This is a genomic window from Lentzea sp. NPDC051838, assembly GCF_040681245.1.
In the GTDB taxonomy this organism is placed as follows: Bacteria; Actinomycetota; Actinomycetes; order Mycobacteriales; family Pseudonocardiaceae; genus Lentzea.
In genome coordinates this window covers 535,459-558,223 of the sequence record NZ_JBFAYI010000001.1, presented here as the reverse complement: position 1 = coordinate 558,223, position 22,765 = coordinate 535,459, and the positions used below count along the sequence as shown (strand labels likewise).

The following is a 22,765-nucleotide window of genomic DNA, read 5'->3' as shown; positions in this document are numbered from 1 at the left end:
GGCTACCTCCAGGTCAGAATGTCCACGGCGGACCGGATCATCGCGGCGATCGTCGGCGGCAACCGTTCCTGGTCCGGGTCGTGCCGCTTGCCCTCGCGGTGGCGGCGCAGGTTGTGGCCCATGATCGCGGCCATCTTCATCCGCCCGAGCGCGCGGAACCACGCCATCGCCGGCAGTTCGTGACCGTCGTAGATCTCCAGCAGCTCCTCCTCGCTCGGCAGACCGGGCACGGCACGACCCAGTTCGGGGAAGTTGCGGTGGTCGGCGAACAGCAGGAACCAGCCCAGGTCGACGCGCTGGTCACCGGTGCTCCAGATCTCCCAGTCCACGACCGCGGTCGCCGTGATCCCGGTGAACAGGACGTTGCCGAGCCGGAAGTCGCCGTGCACCAGCACCGGCGGCCCGTCCTCCGGGACGTCCTCACCGAGCAACCGCAACAGCTTGTCGGCTCCTGGCCGCAACGAGGCCGGGACGGCGTGCATCGTCCGGCTCCACCGCTCCAGCTCCCCCGCCACCCCGACAGCGGGCTCTCCGGCGACCGGACCGGAGTCGTGCAGGCGCCGCAGCACCCGAGCCGCCTCGACCATCCTGTTGTGCGCCAGCTCCGATGTGAGCGGGTGCTCGTCGAGGACGGGCTCGATCGCCTCGCCCTCGGCGAACTCCATCGCGAACCACCCAGGCGGCTCCTCGTCGACCGCGACGACACCGGGCACCGGCACCGGCGAGCCCTGCAACGCGCGCAGGACTCGTGCCTGTCGCAGGACGTCGTTGCGCCCCACCGGTTTCTGGCCCGGCGGTACTGCCTTCACGACGTAGGTGCCGTTGAAGGTGTAGGTGAGGCCCGAATGCCCGCCGGGCAGGACTTCCAGCTCGCCAGCGCCGAGTCGCGCGCGCACCCGTTCGGACAGAGTCATCTGGACGGCTCCTTCGGCAGTCCCAGCACGCGTTCGGCCAGGATCGTCCGCTGGATCTCGTCGGACCCGCCGGCGATGCTGTAGCCAGGAGCGCCGAGCAGGTGCTCGGTCCAGGCGAACGTTCCCCACTCGCCGGTGTCCGCGACCAGCTTCGGTCCGAGCAGGCGCAGCACGAGATCACTGGTGCGCCGCATCGTCTCGGTGGCGTAGAGCTTCCCCACCGACGCCTCGGCGCCGGGTTCACGGCCCGCGGCGAGCGCGGCCGTGACCCGCAGGCCGATCAACCGCTGGACCAGCGTGCGCACGAAGAGCTCCGCGGTCTGCTGCCGTTCGGCGTCGGTCAGCACCGGCCGGTGGCGGGCCAGGTCGATCGCGCGGTCGGCGTTGTCCAGGCCGAGCGAGCCGGAGTCCAGCCGTTCCGCGGCGAGCACGCTGAGCGTCACCTTCCAGCCCTGCCCGACCGGACCGAGCCGGTCGGTGTCGGGGACGGCGACGTCGTCGAGGTAGACCTCGTTGAAGCTCGATCCGCCGGTCATCTGCCGGATCGGGCGCACCGTGACGCCGGGCGCGTCCATCCGCACCAGGAACACCGTGATGCCGGCGTGTTTGGGCACGTCCGGATCGGTCCGGCACACCGCCACGCCCCAGGTCGACACCGTCGCGCCGGACGTCCAGACCTTGTGGCCGTTCAGGATCCACCTGTCCCCGTCGCGCACGGCACGGGTCCGGACGGCCGCGAGGTCGGAGCCGGCCTCGGTCTCGGAGAACAGCTGGCACGCCAGCTCGTCGGTGCGCAGCATCGGCCGCAGCCACCGGTTCTTCTGCTCCTCGGTGCCCCACAGCTCGATCGCCGGGGCGACCAGGTGCTGGGTGACGGGGAAGATCTCCGGGCGGCGAGGCAGGTCGAACTCCGCCTCCTCGGTGCGGTAGAGGTGCTCGTAGAACGCGGGCAAGCCGCGTCCGCCGAGCTCCACCGGCCTGCTCAGCGCACCCCAGCCCGCGTCGAACCGGGTCCGTTCCCAGTCCTGGCGCTGAGCGGTGTGCTCGTGTTCCTCTTCCTCGGTCCAGTTCTCGAACACGGCCACCGAGTCGTCGCCGGTCCCCCAGGCCGCTTCCGGCTTCCGATCAGCCACAGTGGACAGCCAAGCTCTGGCTTCCGCGCGGAACTCCGCCGGCCCGCTCATCGGCTCAGCACCGTGCACGCGCTGACTCCGGGAGCGCCGTAGACGTGGGTGAACCCGATCCTGGGGCGCCCCGGCACCTGCCGCGCACCCGCCCGGCCGCGCAGCTGCTGGACGATCTCGTAGACCTGCCGCAGCCCGGACGCGCCGATCGGCTCGCCGTTGGCGATGCAGCCGCCGTCGGTGTTGACCGGCAGGGTGCCTCCGATCTCGGTGGCCCCCGCCGCGATCAGCTTCTCCTGCTCGCCGTCCTCGCAGAACCCGCACTCGGCCAGGTGCATCACCTCAGCCCCGCTCTCGGTGTCCTGCAGCTGCACCACGTCCACATCGGACGGTCCGAGCGAGGCCTGCTCGAACGCCGCCCTGGCCGCGTCCCTGCTGACACTGGTCAACGGGCCGGCGTCGACCAGTGGGCTGAACACCTCGAACGAGCCCGCCCGCCGCGTGCGCACCACGGCCGAGCGCAGCGCGACCGGATCCCGGGTGGTGACCGAGGAAGAGCACAGGACCACCGCCACCGCGCCCTCCCCCGGAGAACAGAACATGAAGCGGGTCAGCGGGTCGTTGACCATGCCGGACGCGAGGATCTCGTCCGCGCTGACCTCCTTGCGGCGCCACGCTTCCGGTGTGAGGCTCCCGTTGCGGTAGGCCTTCTCCGCGACCAGCGCCAACGTCCACGGCGTGATGCCGTGGTCGTGCATGTAGCGCTGGATCTTCATGCCGAAGAACTGCGTGGTGACCATCAGCCCGTCACGCCCGTAGGCGTCGTCCAGGCCCCAGTCCTCGGGGCGTGGGTCGAACGCACCTCGCGGATGCTTGTCGAAGCCGACCGCCACGACGACCTCGGCCATCCCGCTCCGAATCGCGTTGACCGCCGAGACGAGCGCGGAACCGCCGGTGGCACACCCGTTCTTGACGTTGACGAACGGAATCCCGGTGAGCCCGAGGTCGGCGACCAGGGTGTCGGCGAGCCCGGCGGCGTCGCTGCCACCGAACGCCGCCCCCACCCGAGCCCAGTCCATCCCCGCGTCGGCGAGCGCCGCGGTGATCGCCGCGACCGCGTGCTCCCGCCCGGTCCGCTCGGACCGGGCGAACGACGTGCGGGCGGCACCGCAGATCACCACTCCGGTCATGACGCCACCGGCCCGGGCGGTGTCTGGCGAACCCGTTCGATGAGAGGCGCGGGCGAGAGGCCCGGAGGCGGTGCCGCCGCAGCGCCCTCATACCGGGCGGCGGTGCCGCCTCCGGGCCCCTCGGCCGCTGCTGTCGCGGACGGGTTTGCCGGACACGGCCTGGCCCGCGGCACACCGGCCGACGCCTTCACCGACAGCCTCATCCCGATGTGGACGTCGTCGAGATCCGGCACGTCGAGCACCGCCGCCACCCGGACGCCCTCGCCGTCGAGCTCGACGTAGCCGAGCGCGAACGGCCGGAAGCCGCCCTCGGGCGCGACGTACGGCGGCGACTTCGGTGCGAACCGCTGCACCGTCCACGTCCACAACGTGCCATCCGCCATCTCGTCAGCGCCCCGTCCACTTGGGCTCGCGCTTCTCCAGGAACGCGGCGACACCCTCGGCGGCGTCGTCGGAGTTCAGCGTCACGCCCACCGCGAGGTGCTCCATGACCATCAGCGACTGCGTGTCCGCGTCGAGGCTGCGGTCGATGGTCATCTTGGTGATCCGCATCTGGAACGGGCTCTTGTCCGTCAGGTGACCGATGAACTCGTCCACAGTGGAGTCGAGCTCCTCCGCCGGCGCGGACTTGTTGATGAGACCGAACTTCTCGGCTTCCGCACCGGAGAGCAGCTTGCCGGTGAGCATCAGCTCCTTCGTCTTGCGGATGCCGATCATCCGAGGCACCCGGTAGATCGGGCCGGCGCCGCCGAAGAGCCCCCGGCGCATGTGGAAGTCGCCGATCTTGGCCTCGTCGGACGCGATCGCGAAGTCGCAGGAGATCATCAGCTCGAAGCCGCCCGCGGTGACGTACCCCTCCAGCACCGCGACCGACGGGGTGTTCATCGAGTAGAGCCGGTCGCAGACCTTGGCCGAGATGACCGCGACGTCCATGGCCGTCGAGCTGCCGATGTACTCGGCCTGCAGGCTGTCCAGGTCGAACCCGGAGCAGAACGTGCCGCCGCGGCCGCGCAGCACCAGCACGCGCAGCTCCGGGTCCTTGTCCACCTCGGCGATGATCTCGTCGAGCCGCTCCAGGATCGGCACGGTGACGCAGTTCTTCTTCCACGGCCGGTTCAGCCACACCCTGGCCACGTGCCCGTCGCGCTCGAACTGGATCTCGTCTTCCACGGCCATCTCGGTCTCCTAACTGAACTGGATTCAGTTCAAGTTCTAAAGGCGGGAAGCGCCCGCTGTCAATGGGGTGAAGCGGTCAGGCGAGTCCCAGCACGCCGGCGAGCTCCGCCAGACGGTCCTGGGTGGTGCCGAGGAGCACCTCGGAGGAACGTGCCCGCCGGACGTGGCGGTGCGCGGGATGTTCCCAGGTGAAACCGATTCCGCCGTGCAGCTGGACGTACTCGGCGACCGCGAGCTGGTAGGCGGACGAACAGACGGCGGTCGCGGCAGCCGCGACCGGCAGCTCTGGCGACTCCGCGGCCACGCACGCGGCGGCGTAGGCGGCCGCCGACCGGGCGGCCTCGTACTCGACCAGCAGGCCGGCCAGCCGGTGTTTCACCGCCTGGAAAGAGCCGACGGGCCGTCCGAACTGCCTGCGTTGCACCACATAGGACACCGTCGACTCCAGGGCGTGCCCGATGCCGCCGACCTGTTCGGCCGCCAGAGCCGCACGCCCGACGTCGAGCACCCGTGGCACGATCTCCGCGCTGCCTATGGGAATCGCAGGTGCGCCGCGGAACTCGAGCAGAGCCTGCGGCCGGGTCTCGTCGAGCACGCGCCGGGGAGTGCGCGCCACCTCCTCCGAGGCGAAGACCTGACCGTTCGCGCTGACCAGCACCAGGTCGGCGTCCGCCCCGTCGAGAACGAAGTCCGCCGTCCCGTGCAGCGTCCCGTCACGGACCTGGACGTCGCCCCCGAACGCCACAGTCGCCGTGCGAGTCCCGTCGACGATCCCCGGCAGATAGCGCGCACAGGCCTCGGTGTTCCCGCTGTACAGCAACGTGTGCGCGGCGAGCACGACCGTCGGGAGCAACCGGGAAGCGCACAACGCCCGCCCGGCTTCCTGCAACACCACGGCCAGCTCGGCGAACGTGCCTCCGGCGCCGCCGTAGTCCTCGGGAATCGCCAGTCCCTGGACGCCGAGCTCACTCGCCATCCGCTTCCACTGGTCGCCGCCGTGCTCGGCGAAGAAGTCCCGCGCCACCGCACGGAGCTCTCGCTGCTCCGGGGTTTCGCCGAGCAGCGCCGGGTCGATCCGGGGGTACGTCATGTCGTCTCCAGCGCCGTCACGCCCAGCGCGACGGCGTGCTCGCCGCCGAAGTACGCCGACTCGGCCCGGCCGGTGAACTCGGGATCGGTGGCCGCACCCCGTGCGGCCACTACGCCTTCGTGCAGCACCACGACCTCGTGGCAGGTCGCCATCGCCCGGCTCAGCAGCTGTTCCAGCAGCACCACCGTCATGCCGCCGCTCGCGAGCTCCGCCAGGCGCGTGTAGACCTCGTCGACCAGTGCGGGGGCGAGGCCGAGCGCGGGTTCGTCGACGATCAGCACGTCCGGTTCCGCCATCAGGGCGCGGGCGATGGCGAGCATCTGCTGTTCGCCGCCGCTGAGCCCGGCGGCCTGGACCGCGAGCCTGTTGCGGACGCGCGGTGGCAACCACTCGGTGGTCTCGTCGAGCCGCGACCGCATCCGTGCGCCCCTGAGCCCTGCGGCATAGGCTGCGACTTCGAGGTTCTCCTTGAGCGACAACGTCTTGAACAGCGCCCGCCCTTCCGGCACCAGGCTGGACCGCACGGCACTCACGTCACGAGTGCCGCCGGAGGGCCGCAGCGAGCCGTGCAGAATCCGGCCGAGCGTGCTCTTGCCCGCGCCGTTCGCCCCGACCACGCCGAGCACGGCACCCTGGTGGACGGCCAGGTCGATCCCCCGCAACGCCGCGACGCCGCCGTAGTGGTGCTCGATCCCGGCGAGCCGGACGACCACCGGCGCGTCGGCTGCCCGTGCCGCGGGCCGGGTGCGGGCGGCGGACGTGCCGAGGTACGACGCGAGGACCGCGCTGTCCCGCAACACCTCTCCCGGTGGGCCCTCGCCGATCGGCTTGCCGAAGTCGAAGGCCACGACCCGGTCCGCGACGGCGAACAGGTCGTCCAGCACGTGGTCGATGATCAGCACCGCGGCGCCGCCGTCGCGCAGCCGCTCGATCTGTTTCGCCGCCGTGGCGCGCTCGTCCGCGTCGAGCCCGCCGAACGGTTCGTCCAGGACCAGCAGCTTCGGGTCCTCCGCGATCGCCCTGGCGAGGTCCAGGCGCTTCTGCAGGCCGAACGGCAGGTCCGCGGGGTTGCGGTCGGCGACCTCGGCGAGACCCACCCGCCCGAGCAGCTCGTGCACGACCGCGCGGTGCCGCGACGTGATCCGGCGTTGCGTGCACAGGAGGTTCTCCGCGACGGTGAGCTCGTCGAACGTCTCCGCGTGCTGGAAGGTGCGCCCGATCCCGAGCCGCCGCCGAGCCGTTGCCCGGGACGTCAGCAGCTGCTTGCCGTCGAACTGGGCGGTGCCCTCGACCTTGCCGCCGCCCGCGAGTCCGGAAAGGACGTTCAGCAGGGTCGTCTTGCCCGCGCCGTTCGGGCCGATGACGGCCAGCACCTCGCCTCGCCGCACCGAGAGCGACGCTCCTTCCAGAGCCTTCAGGCCACCGAACCGCACCGTCACGTCGTTCAACGACAGCAGTGGCGGACCTTCCGGTGCCCTGCGGACGACTTCCGGTGCAACAGACGGCGCCACGGGGCGGGATTTCCTGGGCAGCCACCGGAAGAGTTTGCCGAGGAACGGCACCACGCCGCCGGGCAGGAAGAGCAACGCCGCGATCAGCACCACGCCCTGCACGACCGGCTGGGGCAGTCCCGCCGCACCGGCGAGGGTGGGCGACCAGGCCAGGTAGACCCCGCCGACCACCGCGCCCAGCACGCTGCCGACACCGCCGAGCACGCACGAGGCGATCAGCGAGACCCCGAGGTTGAGCGAGAACAGGTCCGGGCTGACGAACCCCGTGATCAGACCCAGCAGCACCCCGGCGACCCCGGTGAACGCCGCGCTCACCGCGAACGAGAGCGCCGACTGCGCCTCGGGCGCGATGCCGACCGACTGCGCCACCAGGGGGTGCGACTTGGCCGCGACCAGCCGCATCCGCAGCGCGGACCCCTTCGCGATGACGGCGATCGCCAGGCACACCCCGGCCGCGGCGACGGACACGAGCTGTGTTTCGGTGCCACCGCTGGGAAGCGGCCCCGCGAGCGTGGAGATCTGCGCGACGGGGACGCCCTGGTCGCCACCCGTCACGGCGGTCCAGCGGTTGATCACCTCCAGCGAGACCAGGCTGAACGCCAGCGTCAGCAACGCGATGTAGAGCGTCGAGAACCGGGCGCCGGCGAACCCGATGAACCCGCCGAGCGCCGCGGCGGAGACGACGGTGCCGAGCACGATGGTCTCCACCGACCAGCCGTGCCCGCTGCCGTACGCGGCGAAGTACGCGCCCAGCGCGAAGAACGCGGGATGGCCGACCGACCAGACGCCGGACCAGCCGGCGAGCAGCCCGACCGAGAGCACGACGATCGTGTAGACGGCGGCCAGCGCCACCGAGTACGCCTGGTACGGCGGGAGCGCGCCCGAGCTCATCACGGCGACCACCGCGGCCGCGGCGAGCAGGCAGAGCAGCGCCTGTGCCGTTCTGGAGCGGAGAAAGGACATTGGCGTTACCTCACACCCGTTGGAACGTGCGTGTGCCGAACAGACCCTGCGGGCGGATCAGCAGCACGAGGACGGTGAAGGAGAAGACGAAGGTGTCGCGGAAGCTCGCCGAGACGTAGCTCGCGCCGAGGTTCTCCAGCACGCCGACGACCAGGCCGCCGACAACCGCGCCGTACATGCTGTTGAGCCCTCCGAGGAAGATCCCCGCGAACGCCCGGAACAGCGGCGCCGCCAGCACGGTGGGCACCAGGCCGACCTTCGGCGCGTAGAGGCACGCGGCGAGAGCGGCGAGCCCGAGTCCGAGCGCCCAGGCCATCCGCGCGATCCGCTGCGCGCTGACGCCGATGATCTGCGCGGTGTCGGCGGACTCCGCGACCGCGCGCATCGCCGAGCCGACCGTGGTCCGTCCGAACAGGAACGCGACCAGCGCCATCGCCACGCCCGCGACCGCGATGGTCAGCAGGCTCTGCGCGGGAATCGCGACCTCCCCGACGCGCACCGTGCCGTCGACGATGCTCGGGAACGCCTTGGGCTGCGTGCCCCAGAGCTCGCTGATCGCGCTCTCGGCGATGAGCGCGACACCCATCGTCACCACGAGCGCGGCGAAGAGCTGACCCTGCCCGAGCGGTCTGATCACCACCTCGCGGACGACCAGCCCCGCGACGACGGTGATCGCCACCGCGCCCAGCACGCCGACGAGCACCGCGAAACCGTTGTCGTGGAAGGTGATCGCGACGTAGAGCCCGAGCGTCGCGAGACTCGCCAGCGCGAAGTTCACGACGTCCGTCGCGCGGTAGATGATCACGAGCCCCAGGCCCATCAGTCCGTAGATCGCCCCGCTGGCGACCCCGCTGACCAACACGAGCAGGAGTTGATCCACGTCATCCCTCTCCGTTGAGGACAAAGTGAACTCAGTTCAGTTGACGGTAGACGCGCGTCCGGCCGATGACAAGCCTCAGACCGTGAACCGGCCACCGTTCGCGAGCACGACCGCGCCTGCCACGTTCGCCGACTCCTCGCCCGCGAGGAAGACCGCGACGTCCGCGATCTGCTCCGGCGTCGCGTACGGAAGGCCCGCGAACGCCTGACGCAGCACTGCCGGCGTGCGTGCCGCCATCCCGGTGTCCGTCGGCCCCGGTGCGACGACGTTGATCCGGACGCCGAACGGGATGACCTCCTTGGCGACGGCCTGCGCGAGTGCGTGCACACCCGCTTTGGACGCCGCGTAGTGCGGGTAGCCCGCGGGTGCGTCGAACGCGGACGACGAGCCGACCACGACGATCGTGCCCGCTCGGCGCGGCACCATCGCCCTCACCGCGGCGCGCAGGACGTGGAACGTGCCGTCGAGGTTGACGCTCATCACCCGTCGCCAGGCTTCCGCGTCGAGCGACGCGGTCACCTCCGGCGGCCGTCCTGCCTCCAGCGCGTCCGCGATCCGTTGCTTCGCCCGCGGATCGTCCACCCCGGCCGCGTGCACCACGACGTCCAGCCTGCCGAGGCCGGCGACGAGCTCGTCCACCTGACGGGGATCGGCCACGTCGACCACCACTCCCCCGTCCGTCGCAGTGATGTCCGCTCGCACGACCTGAGCGCCCTGCGCGGCGAGTTTGCGCGCGACCGCGGCGCCGATGCCCGACCCCGCGCCGGTCACGAGAGCCACTCGACCTTCCTGAACTGAGTTCATTTCTGTATCGTGGGCCGCTGTGACCGGGACACGCAAGACTCAGGCGGTACGACTGTCCACCTGGCGCGGCCTGCCCGAGCTCACCGAGGCCGAGGTGCGCGATCCCGCCGGTGACGAAGTGCTCGTGGAGGTCGAGGCGGTCGGCGTCTGCCACTCGGACCTGCACGTCCTCGACGCCCTCCCCGGCGCGTTGCCCTATCGCCTGCCTTTCACGCTCGGCCACGAGATCGCCGGACGGGTGGCCGCGATCGGCGCGCACGTCCAGGACGTCACGATCGGCGAGCGAGTGGTCGTCTACGGACCGTGGGGCTGTGGACAGTGCCGTCGATGCCTTGCGGGGCAGGACAACTACTGCGACCACCGCGCCGGCCTCGGCTGGTCCGGGGCGGGACTCGGCCGCGACGGAGGCATGGCGGGCCACGTCCTCGTGCCGCACTCCCAGTACCTCGTCCCGACCGGCTTGGACGCCACCCAGGCCGCGCCTCTCACCGACGCCGGGCTCACGCCGTACCACGCGATCGCCGGCCTCGGCGATCTCGGCGAGGACTCCGCGGTGGCCGTCGTCGGCGTCGGCGGCCTGGGACACCTCGCCGTCCAACTCCTGCGCGCCCTCACCCCGAGCCGGGTCGTCGCCGTAGACACCCGCGAGGACGCGCTCGACCTCGCCCGCGCCTGCGGGGCCCACGAGGGCGTCCTCGCAGGCCAGGCCACGGCCCTGCGCGAAGGGACCCGCTTCGACGCCGTCCTCGACTTCGTCGGCACCGACACGACGCTCGCGCTGGGCGCCGCGACGTTGCGCGCCGGCGGCACCCTCGCCGTGCTCGGCAGCGGGGGCGGGCACCTCACGATCGGCAAACCGGGTCCACTCCCCCAGGGCGCGAGGCTGACCCTGCCGTTCTGGGGCACCAGGCCGGACCTGCACGCCGTCGTCGCGCTCGCCGAGGCCGGAAAGCTCTCCGTGACCACGGACGTGCGGCCGCTGAGCGACGCCGTCCAAGCCTTCGACGACCTCAGGTCCGGCCGCGTGCTCGGCCGTGTCGTGCTCGTTCCGCAGTGAGCACCGGAACCTTCACAGAACCTCCCCACAACCCGGCCAACGCGGGCGGCGATCCGGCCGTCTTCCGATCATGTTCACCACATGGGTCGAGAACTTCGAGGCCGAGGCCGAGCGCCGGAAGCTGGCGGGTGACCCCGACTGGAGCGTGGGCGCCCGGTTGCACCCCGACGTCGTCAAGAGCGTGCAACGCTTCCAGGTCGGCGAGTCCGGCGACGGCGCCAACCTGATCGCCAAGGCGGGCACCGGGACGTACGGCACGGCGGTGCGGATGTTCGTCGCCGAGGAGCAGAACCACGCGCGGATGCTGGAGCACCTGCTTCGGGCTGCCGGACAGCCGACCATCAGTTCGCACTGGACGGACGCGGTGTTCGTGCGGCTACGCCGTGCGCTGGGACTCCGGCTGGAGCTGATGGTGCTGCTCATCGCGGAGACCGTGGCGCTGCGGTACTACCGCGCGTTGCGGGACGGCAGTCGTGACCCGCTCGTCGCGGACGTCGCGGATCGGATTCTGCGGGACGAGGAGCGGCACGTTCCGTTCCACCAGGCCCGGCTCGGCCGGGTCGGCCGAGCCGCGCGGGCGTTCTGGTGGCTGCTGTTCGCCGGAGCCGTCGTGACCGTCGCGCACGACCACGGGCCAGGCCTGCGGCAGCTCGGCGTCCGGCCGTGGCAGTTCGTCGTGGAGACGCTCGGCATGGTGCGACGCCAAGGGATCATGGGCGGCGTCGCCCACGAGATCAGCAGGTGACGGTGACGGTCGCGTTCGCCAGGAACGACACGTGGACGTGGTCCATGTGGTTGGCCGTGGGGCTGCCGCGGTCCTCCATCGCCTTCCAGCCGCTGCCGTCGTTCATGCGCTGGCGCCAGATCACGTAGGTGACGCCGAACGCCTTGCGGTTGGCCAGCACGTAGTCGGCCAGGGCGTTGCCCGTGGTGGTGTTGACCATGAAGTCCAGCGCGAGACCGGTCGGGTGGTCGCCGCCGCCGGACCGGCCCACGGCACCGCCGATGTCGGTGACGTCGAACTTGCCGTCGATGTGGTGACCCACCTGCGCCACGTGCGGTTTCACACCCTCCAGGGTGGTCGGGCAGGGCGGTGGTGGAGGCGGCGGAGGCGGTGGGGGCGGCGTGGTGGTGGTCTCCACCGTCGTCGTCGTGGTCACCGGAGTCGGCGTGGTGGTCGACGACGTGACAGACGACGTGCTCTGGCTGATCGAGGTGGACTGGGCGGCCAGGTTGGCGGCCGCCAAGGTGGGGTCCACCGGCTCGTCCGAACCGCGGACTACCCAGAAGGTCGCGGCCATGCTCGCGCCGAGGGTGACGGCTACCGCCATGGGCAGCCTGCGACTGGGTAACTGCGGGGGTCTATGTCGGCCCTGCATTCGGGGGAACACCTTGCGTTGGGGACGGGGGCACGCTCACACGGCGGGCAATGTTACGAAATGAGCACGGGGAACCCCACGGCCGGGTGGGGATGCTCACATTTCGACCCAAAAGTGAACCGATCAGACAATGAGGCCGTAGCGCATTGCGTGAGCGACCACGTGGGTGCGGTTGCGCAGGCGAAGTCGCCTGGTGATCGCCTGCACCACCGCCTTCACGGTGCGCTCGGACAAGCCCATCTCGGCGGCGATCTCCACGTTCTCCCTGCCGTCCGCGAGCAGCCGCGCGACCTCGACGTCACGGGGCGTGAGGCCCGCCGCGTTGAGCCCCGCTTCGTCGAGCAGGAACCTGACGTGCCTGAGGAGGCCGCCGACCAGTGATGGAGGCAGCAGGCCCTCACCCGCGGCGGCCGCGCTGATGGCGTGCACGAGGCGTTGGGCGGTGAGCGCCGACTTGGGGAGGATCGCCTGCACCTGGCATTCGACGGCCAGCAGCAGCTGAGGCTCGGCCAGGTCGTCGAGCAGGAGCACGACGGGACAACCGTGCGTGTCGGCCGCGCTGCGCAGCAATGGTGTCGTGCGGCTGTCGAGGCGGTGTGCGGCGAAGACGAGGACGTCGGCGCCTTCCTCGACCATCCGCACCTCCGGCCGCTGGGCGAGCATGACCCCGAGCCCCAGGAGGGTCATTTCGTCGGTGGCGAGGGCACGCACGGAGATCATGCGGCAACACTGCCGCGTGACCGCCGGGGACGCGTACGTCAAACGACTGTCGACTTGAGGTGGTGCCTGCCGACGTACCGCCGGTTCAGCGCCTGGTGCACCGAACGCACGGCTCCGGAACCCTCGCCGACCGCGGCGGCGACGCGTTTCATCGAGTCCAGCCTGACGTCACCGGCCGCGAACACACCGGGCACGCTGGTCTCGAACGGCAGCGGGCCGGGTTCCAGCCCCTGCCAGCGGGTGCCGAGGTGGTCGGGCGTCAGGTGGGCGTCGGTGAGGACGAAGCCGGTCGTGTCGACGGCGAGGTCGCGCAGCCAGGACGTCGCGGCCACCGCGCCGATGAAGCTGAACAGGCCCCGGCACTCGACTTCCTCGGTGGTGCCCGTGTCCTTCGCGGCCACCGAGATGCCGGTCAGGTGTTCGGATCCGTGCAACGCCGCGACTTCGCTGCGCAGGCGGATCGTGATCCGGCGGTCCGCCAGGACGCGGTCGACCAGGTACGACGACATGCGAGCACCGAGATCCGCCCCTCGCACCAGCAGTGTCACGTGACTCGCGTGCCGGGCGAGGTGCAGAGCGGCCTGGCCCGCCGAGTTGGCGCCACCGACGACGACCACCGGCTCGCCCGCGACGCTCTGGGCCTCCAGATCCGTCGCGGCGTGGTAGATCCCGGCACCGACGAAGTGGTCCCACCGCTCGACCGGCAGCGATCGGTACGCCGCGCCGGTCGCGATCAGCACCGTGCGCGCGGCCATCTCCTCGCCGTTCGCCAACGTCAGCAGCAGGCCGTCCTCCGCGGGACGAAGGTCGGCGACGGCGCACGGGCTGACGAGCTCGGCGCCGAACTTCAACGACTGCACCGCGGCCCGCGTGGTCAGGTCGAGGCCGCTGAGCCCGAACGGGAAGCCGAGGTAGTTCTCGATGCGAGCGCTCGTGGCCGCCTGCCCGCCGATCACGACGCCGTCGAACAACACCGTGCTCAGGCCTTCGGAGGCCGCGTAGACGGACGCGGCGAGCCCGGCCGGCCCGCCGCCGATGATCGCGAGGTCCGCGACGCCCCGGCCAGTGCTCCGGTAGGACAGTCCGAGCCGTTCGCTGAGCGCACCGGGCGTCACCCGCACCAGCGTCTCGCCCGCGGTGAACGCGACCGGCAGGTCCTCTGTTCGCAGGCCCGCGTCGGCGAGTGCCGCCGTCCCGCTTTCGGACGTGCTGTCGAGCCAGAGGTACGGAAGGCCCATGCGGGACAGGAACACACGCAGCGCGAGGCCGTTGCCCGACCGCGGATCGCCGACGATCTGGGTGGACTGCTCCGATCCCCAGCGCAGCATGCGGCGACGGGCGAGGAACCCGCGCAGGAAGAGGTCGCCGAGGTCGGTCTGCTGGGCCATCAGCCGCCGGAACGACGGCTGGTCGACGACGTGCACGGTGCCCGCCTCGGCCGCCCTCACCGCGAGGTTGCGCCGCTGACCGGTGAGCAGGCTCAGCTCGCCGGCGAACCCACCCGGACCAGAGACGAGGAACGGTTCCCCGCCGTTGGCCGACGTGCGGATGCGGTAGGAGGCGAGGGTCGCGGTTCCACAGAGGACCAGATCGCAGTTCGCGTCGCCGACCTCGTACAGCAACTCCCCCGCCTCCACGTCGCGCTGAACGCCGTAGGTCGCCGCCCTGGCGAGCTGGTCGGGGTCGAGAACCTGGTTCGCCACCTGGAGAAGGTCCTCCGGGCGTGACCCGAGTTCCGGGAACGACGTCCCGTCGGCGAGGGCGTGGTCGGCGCTGTGCATGGCGGTGGGGCCTTTCTCGGGGAATCGCTCTCACGGTGGCACTGCGAAGAACCGAGAGATCTCTTGAGCGGTGATCTCGCCCCTCGGGGGCAATTCCCGCTGCCCCTGCCGACGTCGGCGAAGTGGCTAGGATCAGCGGGATGCCGACCCACTTCGCTTGCACGGGTGCCGGCTCCGTTCCGCTGGTAGGGCGCAAACGCGAGCTGGCCCGGTGTGAGGAGCTGCTCGCGGAGATCGGACCGGGTGGTCAGGTCGTCCTGCTCGAAGGGGACGCCGGCATCGGCAAGACGACTCTGGTCGGCGCGGTGGCCAGGATCGCCGCCGAGCAGGGCTTCCGCGGGTTGCACTGCAACGGCGTGCAGAGCGAGACCACGTCCGGGTTCGCCGCGCTGCACGAGCTGCTCCAGCCGTTGCTCGGCGGGCTGGCGGTGTTGCCCGCCGGGCAACGGCGGGCGCTGGAGGTGGCGCTCGGGCGCGCCGAGGGTCCGCCGCCGAACCGCCTGCTGGTCGGGCTCGCCACGCTGGGGCTGCTGGAGGAGCACGCGGCCGAACAGCCTGTGTTCGTCGCGGTGGAAGACGCGCAGTGGCTCGACGCGTCCACCGCGCAGACCATCGCGTTCGTCGCGCGGCGCCTGGTGAACACGCCGGTGCTGCTGATGCTGACGATGCGCACCGACGGCACCGACCACGCGCTCGACGCCGGGGAGGGCCCAGCCGACGTCATCCGCTCCATCCCGCTGGTGGACATCGCGCTGGGGCCGCTGACCGAGGCCGAGTCGGAAGAGCTGGTGCGCGAACAACGGCCGGCGCTCGACGCGCAGACCCGGCGGCTGGTGCTCACCGAGTCCGCCGGCAACCCCCTCGCGCTGGTCGAGCTCGCCCGCGTGGCGACGAACCGGCAGGACCTCGGCGCCGATCGGTGGTGGCCGACGACCCGCAGGCTCGAACAGGCGTTTCTGGCCGGGGTGGCGGAACTTCCCGAACGCGGCAGGCGCCTCCTGCTGCTCGTCGCGGCGGCGCCTGAGGCGTCGCTGAGCCAGCTCATGGGAGCTGCGGCAGCCGCGGGCCTGGGACTCGACGACCTCGCGCCGATCGAACGCGCGCGGCTCGTGGCGCTCGACGGCGACCGGGTGCTGCTGCGGCATCCGCTCGTGCGCTCGGCGGTCTACGGCGCAGCCTCGTTGGCCGAACGCGTTGCCGCGCACCAGGTGCTGGCCGCGGCGGCGACCGATCCGGACCGCGCGGCCTGGCACGCGGCCGCGGCCGTCACCGACCACGACGACGAGGTGGCCGCCAAACTCGAAGCCACGTCCGTCCGTGCCCGCGCCCGCAGCGCCACCGCCGAAGCGGTCGCGGCTCTGCGCAGGGCCGCAGCCATCTCCTCGTCCACAACGGACCGCGCCCGTCGTCTCGCGACCGCGGCGGAGATCGCGCGTCAGGCGGGAGACGTCGCCGACAGCACGGCGCTGGTGCGGGAGGTGTGGGGATCGGCGGAAGACCCCGACGTGCTCACCCTGCTGGCGCTGACGCAGGTCGCCCTCACCAGCAGCGCGCTGGTGCCCGGCCGCAGCACCGAGGACCTGCTGGATCTGGTGGGGCGGCTCGCAGGACCGTCCGGCACCGAGAACCCGACGCAACGACTGCGCGTGCTGGCCACGGCCGCCACCGCGCATTGCACGCACGGACTGCCGGACGACGTGCGCGACCGGCTCCGGCACGCCGTCGACGACGCAGCAGGTGAGGACGGCGGACTGCTCGCGCTCGTCGCCCGCGTGCTGCTCGCTCCGGCCGAGCACGCGGCGCAGGCGCGTGAGCAGCTTCCCGGCCTGCTGCGGTTCGTGCGCGAGAGCTACCTCTCCGACGACGTCGAACGATCGCCCAGCCGGCCGCAGATCATCATCGGCCTCGGGTTGATGACCGAGTCCGTGCACGACCCGGCCGCGGCGCTGGACTGCTGGAACATGGGCGTGACGCACTTCCGCCGCGCGGGCATGCCGGGTGACGAGGCGTGGATGCTGCACGAACGCGCCAGGATCCGGGTCGTGCTCGGCGAGGTGCGGGACGCTCTCACGGACGCGGGCTTCGCCCAGGAGGTCGGCACCGCACTGGGGCTGCGGGTGGTGGCGGCCTTCTCCGCGGCCACGTCGGCCATGGCGCACGCGTGGCGCGGTGACGACCAGCGGGCGCTCACCGCGCTCGACGACAGCACCGCGCTCGCGGGAACCGACCGGCTCGTCGTGCTCAAGGCCAGGGCGAGCTGGGCGGCAGGACTGGTCGCGCTCAACCAGAACCGGCACGAGGACGCCTGGACAGCGCTCAGCGCCGCGCAGGCACACCACACCACGAGGCTCTGGTCGTTGGGAGACTTGACCGAGGCGGCCGTGCGCGCGGGCCGGATCGACGAGGTGCGGCCGGTGCTGGAACGGGCCTGTGCCACCAAGTCCGCGTTCGCGAGCCCACACCTGGACAACCTCGTACACCGTTCGCTCGCGCAGACGGGCGACGACCCCGAACAGCATTTCGCGCTGGCGTTGGCGGCGGAAAGCCCTGCCGCGCTGGAGGTGGCCCGCACCCGGCTCGCCTACGGGCAGTGGCTGCGCCGCACTCGCCGCATCGTCGACGCCAGGGATCAGCTCGGCGCCGCGTTGCGCGCCTTCGACGCCGCCGGTGCGCGTCCCTGGGCCGACCGTGCCGCGAGCGAACTCCGTGCGGCCGGAAGTGCCCCTGCCCGCGCCAAGGCACCGAAGCCGTTGAACGGCCTCACCGCGCAGGAGCTGCAGATCGCCCGTCTCGCGGCGGCCGGGATGACGAACAAGGAGATCGCCGACCAGGTCTACGTGTCGCACAGGACGGTCGGCACGCACCTGTACAAGATCTTCCCGAAGCTGGGCATCACGAACCGCACCCAGCTCCGGGACGCGTTGGGCGACGACTAAAGAGCCGGCGGCGGACCCACGATCTCGATGCCGTACGCGGCCGCCATCGCGCCGAGTGCGGCCGGATCCGGCGGCAGGTCCTCGAGCGGAGGCGTCGCCGTCCCCGCCTTGAGCACGAACTTCTCGAACCCGGCGGGCGTGTGCAGGGTGAGGAACCGCGCCTCAGGACTCGTCACCACGAAGGCGTGGGACAGCTTGCGGGGCAGGAAAGCCGCGGCGCCCGCCCCGACAGGGCGCGTCTCGCCGTCGACCTCGACCCGCAACTCTCCTTCGAGCACGAGGAAAGTCTCGTCGTCGTGGTTGTGCAGGTGCGCCGGGCTGTTGTAGCCGCGCTCGCCCAGGTGCTCGAGAACCGCCAGCTGGTCGCCGGTCTCCGTGCCGCCGGTCCGGATCCGGATCAGGGCCCCGAGGAACCACACGGCCTGCTGCTCGTCCGGCGTCAGGATCGCCGGCTTGGTCGGAAGATGGAACGTCATACCTCGATCAGACAACCGCGCACCTATAGCTGTCCAAGACCTGTTCGCTTGGATAACATAGCGAGAATGCATACGTCGCCGGACGCAGGCGTGGAACTGCGGTTGCTGCAGGCGTTGATCGCCGTCGCGGACGAGGCGAGTGTGAGCGCCGCGGCCGAACGCCTGCGCATCGCCCAACCGTCGTTGAGCAGGCAGTTGCGGCTGCTCGAACAACGACTCGGGCTGCCGTTGTTCGAACGCGCCGGCCGGCGGCTGCAGGTCACGCGGGCGGCCGAACCCGTGGTCGCGGCAGCCCGTCAGGCTCTCGACGCGGCGGACGACGTGCTGCGGGTGGCACAGCAGGCCGCGCAGGGGCAGGTCGGGCGCCTGGCCATCGCGGTGCTGCCCGGTTGCTCGCCGGTGCAGCTCGTCGGCGCGCTGGCCCGGTTCCGCCGGCAGCACCCGCTGGTGGCGGTCAGCATCACCGAACTGGTCGACGAGGACCAGTGGCGGGCGTTGCGCGAAGGAGCGGTCGACGTCGCGCTGAACCTGATCGAACCGGCTCCCGGCGACCTCCACCACCAGGTGCTGTCGGCGGAGCAGGTGTGCGTGGTCGTGCAGGAGGACCATCCCTTGGCGGGCAAGGAGTCCGTGCGGTTCGCCGACCTCGCCGGCGAACCGCTGACCTTCTTCAACCGCTCGGATCAGCCCGTCGGGTATCTCTGGCTCGCTGACCAGTTGCGCGCGGCCGGTGTGCGCACGGTGGTGCAGGAAGCCACGTTGACCAACATCGTCGCCACCGTCGCGGCAGGGCTGGCTGTGTCGGTGATGCTGCAGTCGTTCCAGACCATCCTGCAACCGCCGGGGGTGCGGTTCGTCCCGCTCGAGGACTGCGCGATCGACCTGATCCTGACCTGCCGCCGCGGCCCGGTCTCCGTGGCCGTCGACGCCTTCCGGCGCGAGTTCTAGTCCACTGTGGACGCGGCGCGCAGCTGCGGGTAGAGCACCTTGAGCGGACCGGCCAGGCCTGCCTTCACCCGGCGGCTGAGATCGTCGGCGAGGACCTCGAACTCGCCCGCTTCCACGCCGTCGTACGCCGCCCGCACCACGTCCGCGGGAGCGAGCTTGGCCGCGGAGACACCGGTGGCCATGCGGGTGTCCGCGTAGCCGAGGTGCAGCGCGACGACGTGGATCCCGTCCGCGGCGAGCTTGATCCGCTGGGTGTTGGTGGCCGACCACAACGCCGCTTTCGTCGCGCTGTAAGCATCTCCGTTGCCGACCCAGCTCAGCACGGACAGCACGTTGAGCAGGACTCCCCCGGCCGACCGCAGTGCCGGAGTGAAGGCGTTGGTCACGGCCAGCGCACCCCAGAAGTTCGTCTCGAACAACGCGCGGATGGCGGAAAGGTCGTCGTCCAGGACGCTGGAACCGTTGAGAGCGCCCGCGTTGTTGACGACGACGGTGACGTCCGGGGCCAGCGCGGCCGCCGCCGAGATCGACACCGGGTCGGTGACGTCGAGCTGGAGCGGCACGATCCGGTCGTCGTGCCAGTCACGCGGCGTGCGTGCGGCGGCGTAGACCTTGGCGGCACCGCGTTCGAGCGCCTGGTGCACGAAGTGCGTGCCGAGGCCGCCGTTGGCTCCAGTGACGAGCACGACGGAGTGGTCGAGCTTGGGCATGTCAGGCGAGCTCCTTGTCGATGACGAGAACTGTCTTGCCCGGGCCCGATTTCGTGGACTGGGCGAGGCCCGCCTGACCGAGCGGATAGGTGGCGGCCACGGTTGGCGTGAGCAGGCCGTCTTCGACCAGCTGAGCGAGCGCGGTCATGCCCAGCCGGTCCGACTCCACGAGCAGCGACACCGCGCGAACGCCTTGCCGGGCAGCGTCCTCCGCGACCGGCGCCAGGCTCTGGGCCAACGTCGCCACCAGCACTCCACCCGGTTTGAGCGCCGCAACAGCTTGTGCCGCATAGGATCCGACCGCCTCCAGCACGATGTCGAGATCACCCGCGACGGCCGTGAAGTCCGGCGTCGTCGTGTAGTCGATCAGCTCGTCGGCTCCCAGCGACCGCACGAACTCCGCGTTGTCCGGCGACACCTGCGCGATCACGTGCGCACCCCGTGCTTTGGCGATCTGCACCGCCAGATGCCCGACACCGCCCGCGGCGCCGGTGATCAGCACACGGCTTCCGGCACCGAGCCCGGCGGTCTCGACCAGTGCCTGCCAGGCGGTCAACCCGGCCAGCGGGAGCGCGGCCGCCTCGACGTGCGTGAGACGGTCCGGTTTCGGCACGAAGGCTCGTGCCGGACCGACGGCGAACTGCGCGTAGGCACCGTGGCCGCGCGGGAACGGCAGCAGGCCGAAGACCTCGTCGCCCGGCGCGTGGATCGTCACGCCCGGACCGACGGCCGCCACCGTGCCGGACACGTCCCAGCCGAGCACGAAGGGCAGCTGACCGATCAGCACGCCGCGCTCCCGGTTGTACACGTCGACCGGGTTCACGCTCGCCGCGCGCACGCGGATCAGGATCTCGCCGACGCTCGGTCGTGGGACCGGAAGCGAGGTGAGCCTCAGCACCTCGGGTCCGCCGAACTCGTCCTGGCTCAGGGCCAGCATGCTGTCCGTCATCAGAACATGCCGTGCGGGTTGGCGGAGTCCGCGGGCACAGCCTGGATGACGTCCCAGTGCTCGACGACCTTGTCGCCCTCCACCCGGAAGATGTCCGCCAGCGCCTGGCCGGGGTTGCCGGGCTCGAGATCCAGGTGCGAGTGCACGACGACGAGGTCGCCCTCGGCGATGACGCGCTTGATGTTCAGGCGCAGGTTCGGGAAACGTCCCCGCACGAACCGCATGAACCCGATGAAGGCCTCCGGGCCGTCGGCGGCACCGGGGTTGTGCTGGACGTACTTCGCGCCCATGTGTGCGGCGGCGGCCTTCTCCGGGTCGCCGTCCATCGCGGTTTGGTAGAACTCGATGACGATCTGCTTGTTCTGTTCCAGGCTCATGGCGGGATTGTCGATCCCGCCCTCGCACAGCCGCATGCGTCGAATGACTGAGCTTCGACGGACCGTTCCAACTCGACAGTCATTTGACGTACGCGCTCCTCGATTCCGTCCGGCAGGGTCGCCGCATCCGATCGAGGAGGAGCACGCGTGCAGGGGCCTGAACTTCTGGTGCTGCTGACCGGGGCGCTGGTCGTCACGTCCCTCGCCCGCCGGCGGGGCTGGCCCGCGCCGTTGGTCCTGGTGGCCGCCGGACTCGCGGTCTCGTTCCTGCCGGGCGTGCCGGCGTTCGAGCTCGACCCGCACCTGATCCTCATCCTCGTCCTGCCGCCGCTGCTCTACAGCGCCGCGCTGGACAGCTCGTACCTCAACATCCGCACGAACCTGCAGCCGATCGGGTTTCTGGCGGTGGGACTGGTCCTGTTCACGACACTCGTGGTCGGTGCCACGGCCAAGCTCGTCTTCCCGGACCTCCCACTGGCCGCCGCCCTCGTCCTCGGCGCGGTGGTGGCCCCACCGGACGCCGTCGCGGCCGTCGCCATCGGACGCAGACTGGGTCTGCAGCGCAGGGCGATGACGTTGCTGGTCGGCGAGAGCCTGATCAACGACGCCACCGCGCTCACCGCGTACAAGGTCGCCATCGCCGCGGCCGTGGGCACCGCGATGCACCCGCTCCGGGGCGTGGCGATGTTCGTCCTCGTGACGGTCGGCGGCATCGCCATCGGCCTGGCAGTCGGGGTGGTGGTCAGATTCCTGCGTTCGAGCTTCCGCGAGGGCGCGCTGGAGAGCGCACTCGGGCTGCTCGTGCCGTTCGGCGCCTACCTCCTCGCGGAAGAGGTCGCGCACGTCTCGGGCGTGCTCGCCGTCGTCGTGGCGGGCCTCTACCTCGGCTACCACGCACCGCGCGGCTCCGTCACCACGCGACTGCAGGACGCCGCCGTCTGGCGTTCGGTGGACGTGCTGCTCGAGTCGTTCGTCTTCGCGCTGATCGGCCTGCAACTCCCGTCGATCATCGGTTTCGTCGATCTCGGGCTTGTTCTCGGCGCCACTGCCGTTCTGCTCGCCGCGGTCGCCGCCAGGTTCGTCTGGATGTATCCGGCCGCGTGGATTCCGTACCGCCTGTCCCGGCGCCTGCGGGAACGCGAACGCCCTCCGCACAACGGCCAGCTCACGGTCATCGCCTGGGCGGGCATGCGCGGCGTGGTGACGCTCGCCGCCGCGGCCGCGATCCCGGAAGCCGTGCCAGGACGCGACGTCATCGTCTTCTGCGCCTTCGTGGTCACCATCGTCACCCTGCTGTTGCAGGGCACCACTCTCCCGCGGGTGATCAGCAAGATCGGCTTCGAGGGCGACGACGCACGGAAGGACGCCCTGGCCGAGGCGCAGGTTCAGCACCGGGCCGCCCAGGCGGCGGTCGACCGGCTGGACCAGGAGCTGGACGAGATCCCCGAGCACGTGCGCGCACAACTGCGCGCGCTCGCCGAACACCGGGGCAACGCGGCGTGGGAACGGCTCGGGCGGCAGGACGACGCGGAGAGCCCGGCGGCCGTCTACCGGAGGCTGCGCCGAGCGATGGTGAAGGCCGAGCGCGAGGAGTTCGTCAGGGCGCGGGACCGGAAGGAGATCGACGACGAGGTGCTCTTCCGCGTGCTGCGCGAGCTGGACCTGGAGGAGGCCGCGCTGTCCCGCGAATAGCCTGGCCGTCGACATCACCGAGAATGCGCACTCATTTCAGAATGCATTCTTGACTTATGAACCCTAGGCATTTTCGGGGATTCAGCCG

The 22,765-nt window shown here is 71.1% G+C and carries 21 protein-coding genes; 5 read left to right on the top strand and 16 right to left on the bottom strand.

Going from position 1 to position 22,765, the window contains the following annotated elements; translation table 11 throughout:
* Positions 1–2: 2 nt before the first annotated feature.
* From AB0M24_RS02255 to AB0M24_RS02215, 9 genes are all read right to left on the bottom strand, one after another.
* Complete coding sequence (locus AB0M24_RS02255) at positions 3–914, bottom strand: phosphotransferase family protein (RefSeq protein WP_363759727.1); 912 nt, start codon at positions 912–914, stop codon at positions 3–5.
* Positions 911–2,098, bottom strand: coding sequence for an acyl-CoA dehydrogenase family protein (locus AB0M24_RS02250; protein ID WP_363759724.1), 1,188 nt, complete (start codon positions 2,096–2,098; stop codon positions 911–913). The genes AB0M24_RS02255 and AB0M24_RS02250 overlap by 4 nt, the downstream gene beginning before the upstream one ends.
* On the bottom strand, positions 2,095–3,228 hold the full coding sequence (locus AB0M24_RS02245; RefSeq protein ID WP_363759721.1) for a thiolase family protein: 1,134 nt from the start codon (positions 3,226–3,228) through the stop codon (positions 2,095–2,097). The genes AB0M24_RS02250 and AB0M24_RS02245 overlap by 4 nt, the downstream gene beginning before the upstream one ends.
* Positions 3,225–3,611, bottom strand: coding sequence for an OB-fold domain-containing protein (locus AB0M24_RS02240; RefSeq protein WP_363759718.1), 387 nt, complete (start codon positions 3,609–3,611; stop codon positions 3,225–3,227). Before AB0M24_RS02240 ends, AB0M24_RS02245 begins: the two co-directional genes overlap by 4 nt.
* A 4-nt stretch (positions 3,612–3,615) precedes the next feature.
* Positions 3,616–4,404, bottom strand: a complete 789-nt coding sequence (locus AB0M24_RS02235; RefSeq protein WP_363759715.1) for an enoyl-CoA hydratase/isomerase family protein — start codon at positions 4,402–4,404, stop codon at positions 3,616–3,618.
* Positions 4,405–4,480: 76 nt separating this feature from the next.
* The gene (locus tag AB0M24_RS02230; RefSeq protein WP_363759712.1) at positions 4,481–5,494 is read right to left on the bottom strand and encodes an acyl-CoA dehydrogenase family protein; all 1,014 of its coding nucleotides are present in this window, start codon (positions 5,492–5,494) and stop codon (positions 4,481–4,483) included.
* Positions 5,491–7,968, bottom strand: coding sequence for an ATP-binding cassette domain-containing protein (locus tag AB0M24_RS02225; protein WP_363759709.1), 2,478 nt, complete (start codon positions 7,966–7,968; stop codon positions 5,491–5,493). Before AB0M24_RS02225 ends, AB0M24_RS02230 begins: the two co-directional genes overlap by 4 nt.
* A gap of 10 nt (positions 7,969–7,978) precedes the next feature.
* The gene (locus AB0M24_RS02220) at positions 7,979–8,848 is read right to left on the bottom strand and encodes a branched-chain amino acid ABC transporter permease (protein WP_363759706.1); all 870 of its coding nucleotides are present in this window, start codon (positions 8,846–8,848) and stop codon (positions 7,979–7,981) included.
* 75 nt (positions 8,849–8,923) lie between these two features.
* Complete coding sequence (locus AB0M24_RS02215; protein ID WP_363759703.1) at positions 8,924–9,652, bottom strand: SDR family NAD(P)-dependent oxidoreductase; 729 nt, start codon at positions 9,650–9,652, stop codon at positions 8,924–8,926.
* Between the two features lie 19 nt (positions 9,653–9,671).
* Between AB0M24_RS02215 and AB0M24_RS02210 the strand changes: the two genes are divergently transcribed.
* Together AB0M24_RS02210 and AB0M24_RS02205 are read left to right on the top strand one after the other, a co-directional pair.
* On the top strand, positions 9,672–10,709 hold the full coding sequence (locus AB0M24_RS02210; RefSeq protein ID WP_363759700.1) for an alcohol dehydrogenase catalytic domain-containing protein: 1,038 nt from the start codon (positions 9,672–9,674) through the stop codon (positions 10,707–10,709).
* Between the two features lie 70 nt (positions 10,710–10,779).
* Positions 10,780–11,454 (top strand): ferritin-like domain-containing protein, encoded by a 675-nt coding sequence (locus AB0M24_RS02205; protein ID WP_363759697.1) that lies wholly within the window; start codon positions 10,780–10,782, stop codon positions 11,452–11,454.
* On the opposite strand, the gene AB0M24_RS02200 is transcribed toward AB0M24_RS02205, so the two are convergent.
* The 3 genes from AB0M24_RS02200 to AB0M24_RS02190 all read right to left on the bottom strand — a co-directional run bounded on the left by AB0M24_RS02200 (position 11,444) and on the right by AB0M24_RS02190 (position 14,589).
* Positions 11,444–12,040, bottom strand: a complete 597-nt coding sequence (locus AB0M24_RS02200; RefSeq protein ID WP_363759694.1) for a hypothetical protein — start codon at positions 12,038–12,040, stop codon at positions 11,444–11,446. The genes AB0M24_RS02205 and AB0M24_RS02200 overlap by 11 nt on opposite strands.
* Before the next feature lie 171 nt (positions 12,041–12,211).
* Positions 12,212–12,808 carry a LuxR C-terminal-related transcriptional regulator gene (locus tag AB0M24_RS02195; protein WP_363759691.1) on the bottom strand — a complete coding sequence of 199 codons (597 nt, stop codon included), beginning with the start codon at positions 12,806–12,808 and terminating at the stop codon, positions 12,212–12,214.
* A gap of 38 nt (positions 12,809–12,846) precedes the next feature.
* Positions 12,847–14,589, bottom strand: coding sequence for an FAD-dependent oxidoreductase (locus AB0M24_RS02190; RefSeq protein WP_363759688.1), 1,743 nt, complete (start codon positions 14,587–14,589; stop codon positions 12,847–12,849).
* A 140-nt stretch (positions 14,590–14,729) separates the two neighbouring features.
* Here AB0M24_RS02190 and AB0M24_RS02185 point away from each other — a divergent pair, with 140 nt between their 5' ends.
* Positions 14,730–17,525, top strand: coding sequence for an AAA family ATPase (locus AB0M24_RS02185; RefSeq protein ID WP_363759685.1), 2,796 nt, complete (start codon positions 14,730–14,732; stop codon positions 17,523–17,525).
* On the opposite strand, the gene AB0M24_RS02180 is transcribed toward AB0M24_RS02185, so the two are convergent.
* Positions 17,522–18,001 (bottom strand): cupin domain-containing protein, encoded by a 480-nt coding sequence (locus AB0M24_RS02180; protein WP_363759682.1) that lies wholly within the window; start codon positions 17,999–18,001, stop codon positions 17,522–17,524. The two genes, AB0M24_RS02185 and AB0M24_RS02180, sit on opposite strands and share 4 nt — an antisense overlap.
* Positions 18,002–18,067: 66 nt before the next feature.
* On the opposite strand from AB0M24_RS02180, the gene AB0M24_RS02175 reads away from it, so the two are divergent.
* Positions 18,068–18,949, top strand: coding sequence for a LysR family transcriptional regulator (locus tag AB0M24_RS02175; protein WP_363759679.1), 882 nt, complete (start codon positions 18,068–18,070; stop codon positions 18,947–18,949).
* On the opposite strand, the gene AB0M24_RS02170 is transcribed toward AB0M24_RS02175, so the two are convergent.
* From AB0M24_RS02170 to AB0M24_RS02160, 3 genes are read right to left on the bottom strand one after another with little or no spacing between them, the layout of a single operon-like run.
* Complete coding sequence (locus AB0M24_RS02170) at positions 18,946–19,659, bottom strand: SDR family oxidoreductase (protein WP_363759676.1); 714 nt, start codon at positions 19,657–19,659, stop codon at positions 18,946–18,948. The genes AB0M24_RS02175 and AB0M24_RS02170 overlap by 4 nt on opposite strands.
* 1 nt (position 19,660) lies before the next feature.
* The gene (locus AB0M24_RS02165; RefSeq protein WP_363759673.1) at positions 19,661–20,608 is read right to left on the bottom strand and encodes an NADP-dependent oxidoreductase; all 948 of its coding nucleotides are present in this window, start codon (positions 20,606–20,608) and stop codon (positions 19,661–19,663) included.
* Complete coding sequence (locus AB0M24_RS02160) at positions 20,608–20,985, bottom strand: ester cyclase (RefSeq protein ID WP_363759670.1); 378 nt, start codon at positions 20,983–20,985, stop codon at positions 20,608–20,610. The genes AB0M24_RS02165 and AB0M24_RS02160 overlap by 1 nt, the downstream gene beginning before the upstream one ends.
* 147 nt (positions 20,986–21,132) lie before the next feature.
* On the opposite strand from AB0M24_RS02160, the gene AB0M24_RS02155 reads away from it, so the two are divergent.
* Positions 21,133–22,677 (top strand): Na+/H+ antiporter, encoded by a 1,545-nt coding sequence (locus AB0M24_RS02155; RefSeq protein ID WP_363759667.1) that lies wholly within the window; start codon positions 21,133–21,135, stop codon positions 22,675–22,677.
* Positions 22,678–22,765: the final 88 nt, after the last annotated feature.

Bases quoted from the DNA above. Each gene is read 5' to 3' on its own strand.
- AB0M24_RS02230 (WP_363759712.1), bottom strand. From the start codon at position 5,494: ATGACGTACCCCCGGATCGACCCGGCGCTGCTCGGCGAAACCCCGGAG.
- AB0M24_RS02190 (WP_363759688.1), bottom strand. From the start codon at position 14,589: ATGCACAGCGCCGACCACGCCCTCGCCGACGGGACGTCGTTCCCGGAA.
- AB0M24_RS02195 (WP_363759691.1), bottom strand. From the start codon at position 12,808: ATGATCTCCGTGCGTGCCCTCGCCACCGACGAAATGACCCTCCTGGGG.
- AB0M24_RS02165 (WP_363759673.1), bottom strand. From the start codon at position 20,608: ATGACGGACAGCATGCTGGCCCTGAGCCAGGACGAGTTCGGCGGACCC.
- AB0M24_RS02255 (WP_363759727.1), bottom strand. From the start codon at position 914: ATGACTCTGTCCGAACGGGTGCGCGCGCGACTCGGCGCTGGCGAGCTG.
- AB0M24_RS02160 (WP_363759670.1), bottom strand. From the start codon at position 20,985: ATGAGCCTGGAACAGAACAAGCAGATCGTCATCGAGTTCTACCAAACC.
- AB0M24_RS02170 (WP_363759676.1), bottom strand. From the start codon at position 19,659: ATGCCCAAGCTCGACCACTCCGTCGTGCTCGTCACTGGAGCCAACGGC.
- AB0M24_RS02205 (WP_363759697.1), top strand. From the start codon at position 10,780: ATGTTCACCACATGGGTCGAGAACTTCGAGGCCGAGGCCGAGCGCCGG.
- AB0M24_RS02200 (WP_363759694.1), bottom strand. From the start codon at position 12,040: ATGGCGGTAGCCGTCACCCTCGGCGCGAGCATGGCCGCGACCTTCTGG.
- AB0M24_RS02180 (WP_363759682.1), bottom strand. From the start codon at position 18,001: ATGACGTTCCATCTTCCGACCAAGCCGGCGATCCTGACGCCGGACGAG.
- AB0M24_RS02185 (WP_363759685.1), top strand. From the start codon at position 14,730: ATGCCGACCCACTTCGCTTGCACGGGTGCCGGCTCCGTTCCGCTGGTA.
- AB0M24_RS02245 (WP_363759721.1), bottom strand. From the start codon at position 3,228: ATGACCGGAGTGGTGATCTGCGGTGCCGCCCGCACGTCGTTCGCCCGG.
- AB0M24_RS02240 (WP_363759718.1), bottom strand. From the start codon at position 3,611: ATGGCGGATGGCACGTTGTGGACGTGGACGGTGCAGCGGTTCGCACCG.
- AB0M24_RS02250 (WP_363759724.1), bottom strand. From the start codon at position 2,098: ATGAGCGGGCCGGCGGAGTTCCGCGCGGAAGCCAGAGCTTGGCTGTCC.
- AB0M24_RS02235 (WP_363759715.1), bottom strand. From the start codon at position 4,404: ATGGCCGTGGAAGACGAGATCCAGTTCGAGCGCGACGGGCACGTGGCC.
- AB0M24_RS02215 (WP_363759703.1), bottom strand. From the start codon at position 9,652: ATGAACTCAGTTCAGGAAGGTCGAGTGGCTCTCGTGACCGGCGCGGGG.
- AB0M24_RS02225 (WP_363759709.1), bottom strand. From the start codon at position 7,968: ATGTCCTTTCTCCGCTCCAGAACGGCACAGGCGCTGCTCTGCCTGCTC.
- AB0M24_RS02175 (WP_363759679.1), top strand. From the start codon at position 18,068: ATGCATACGTCGCCGGACGCAGGCGTGGAACTGCGGTTGCTGCAGGCG.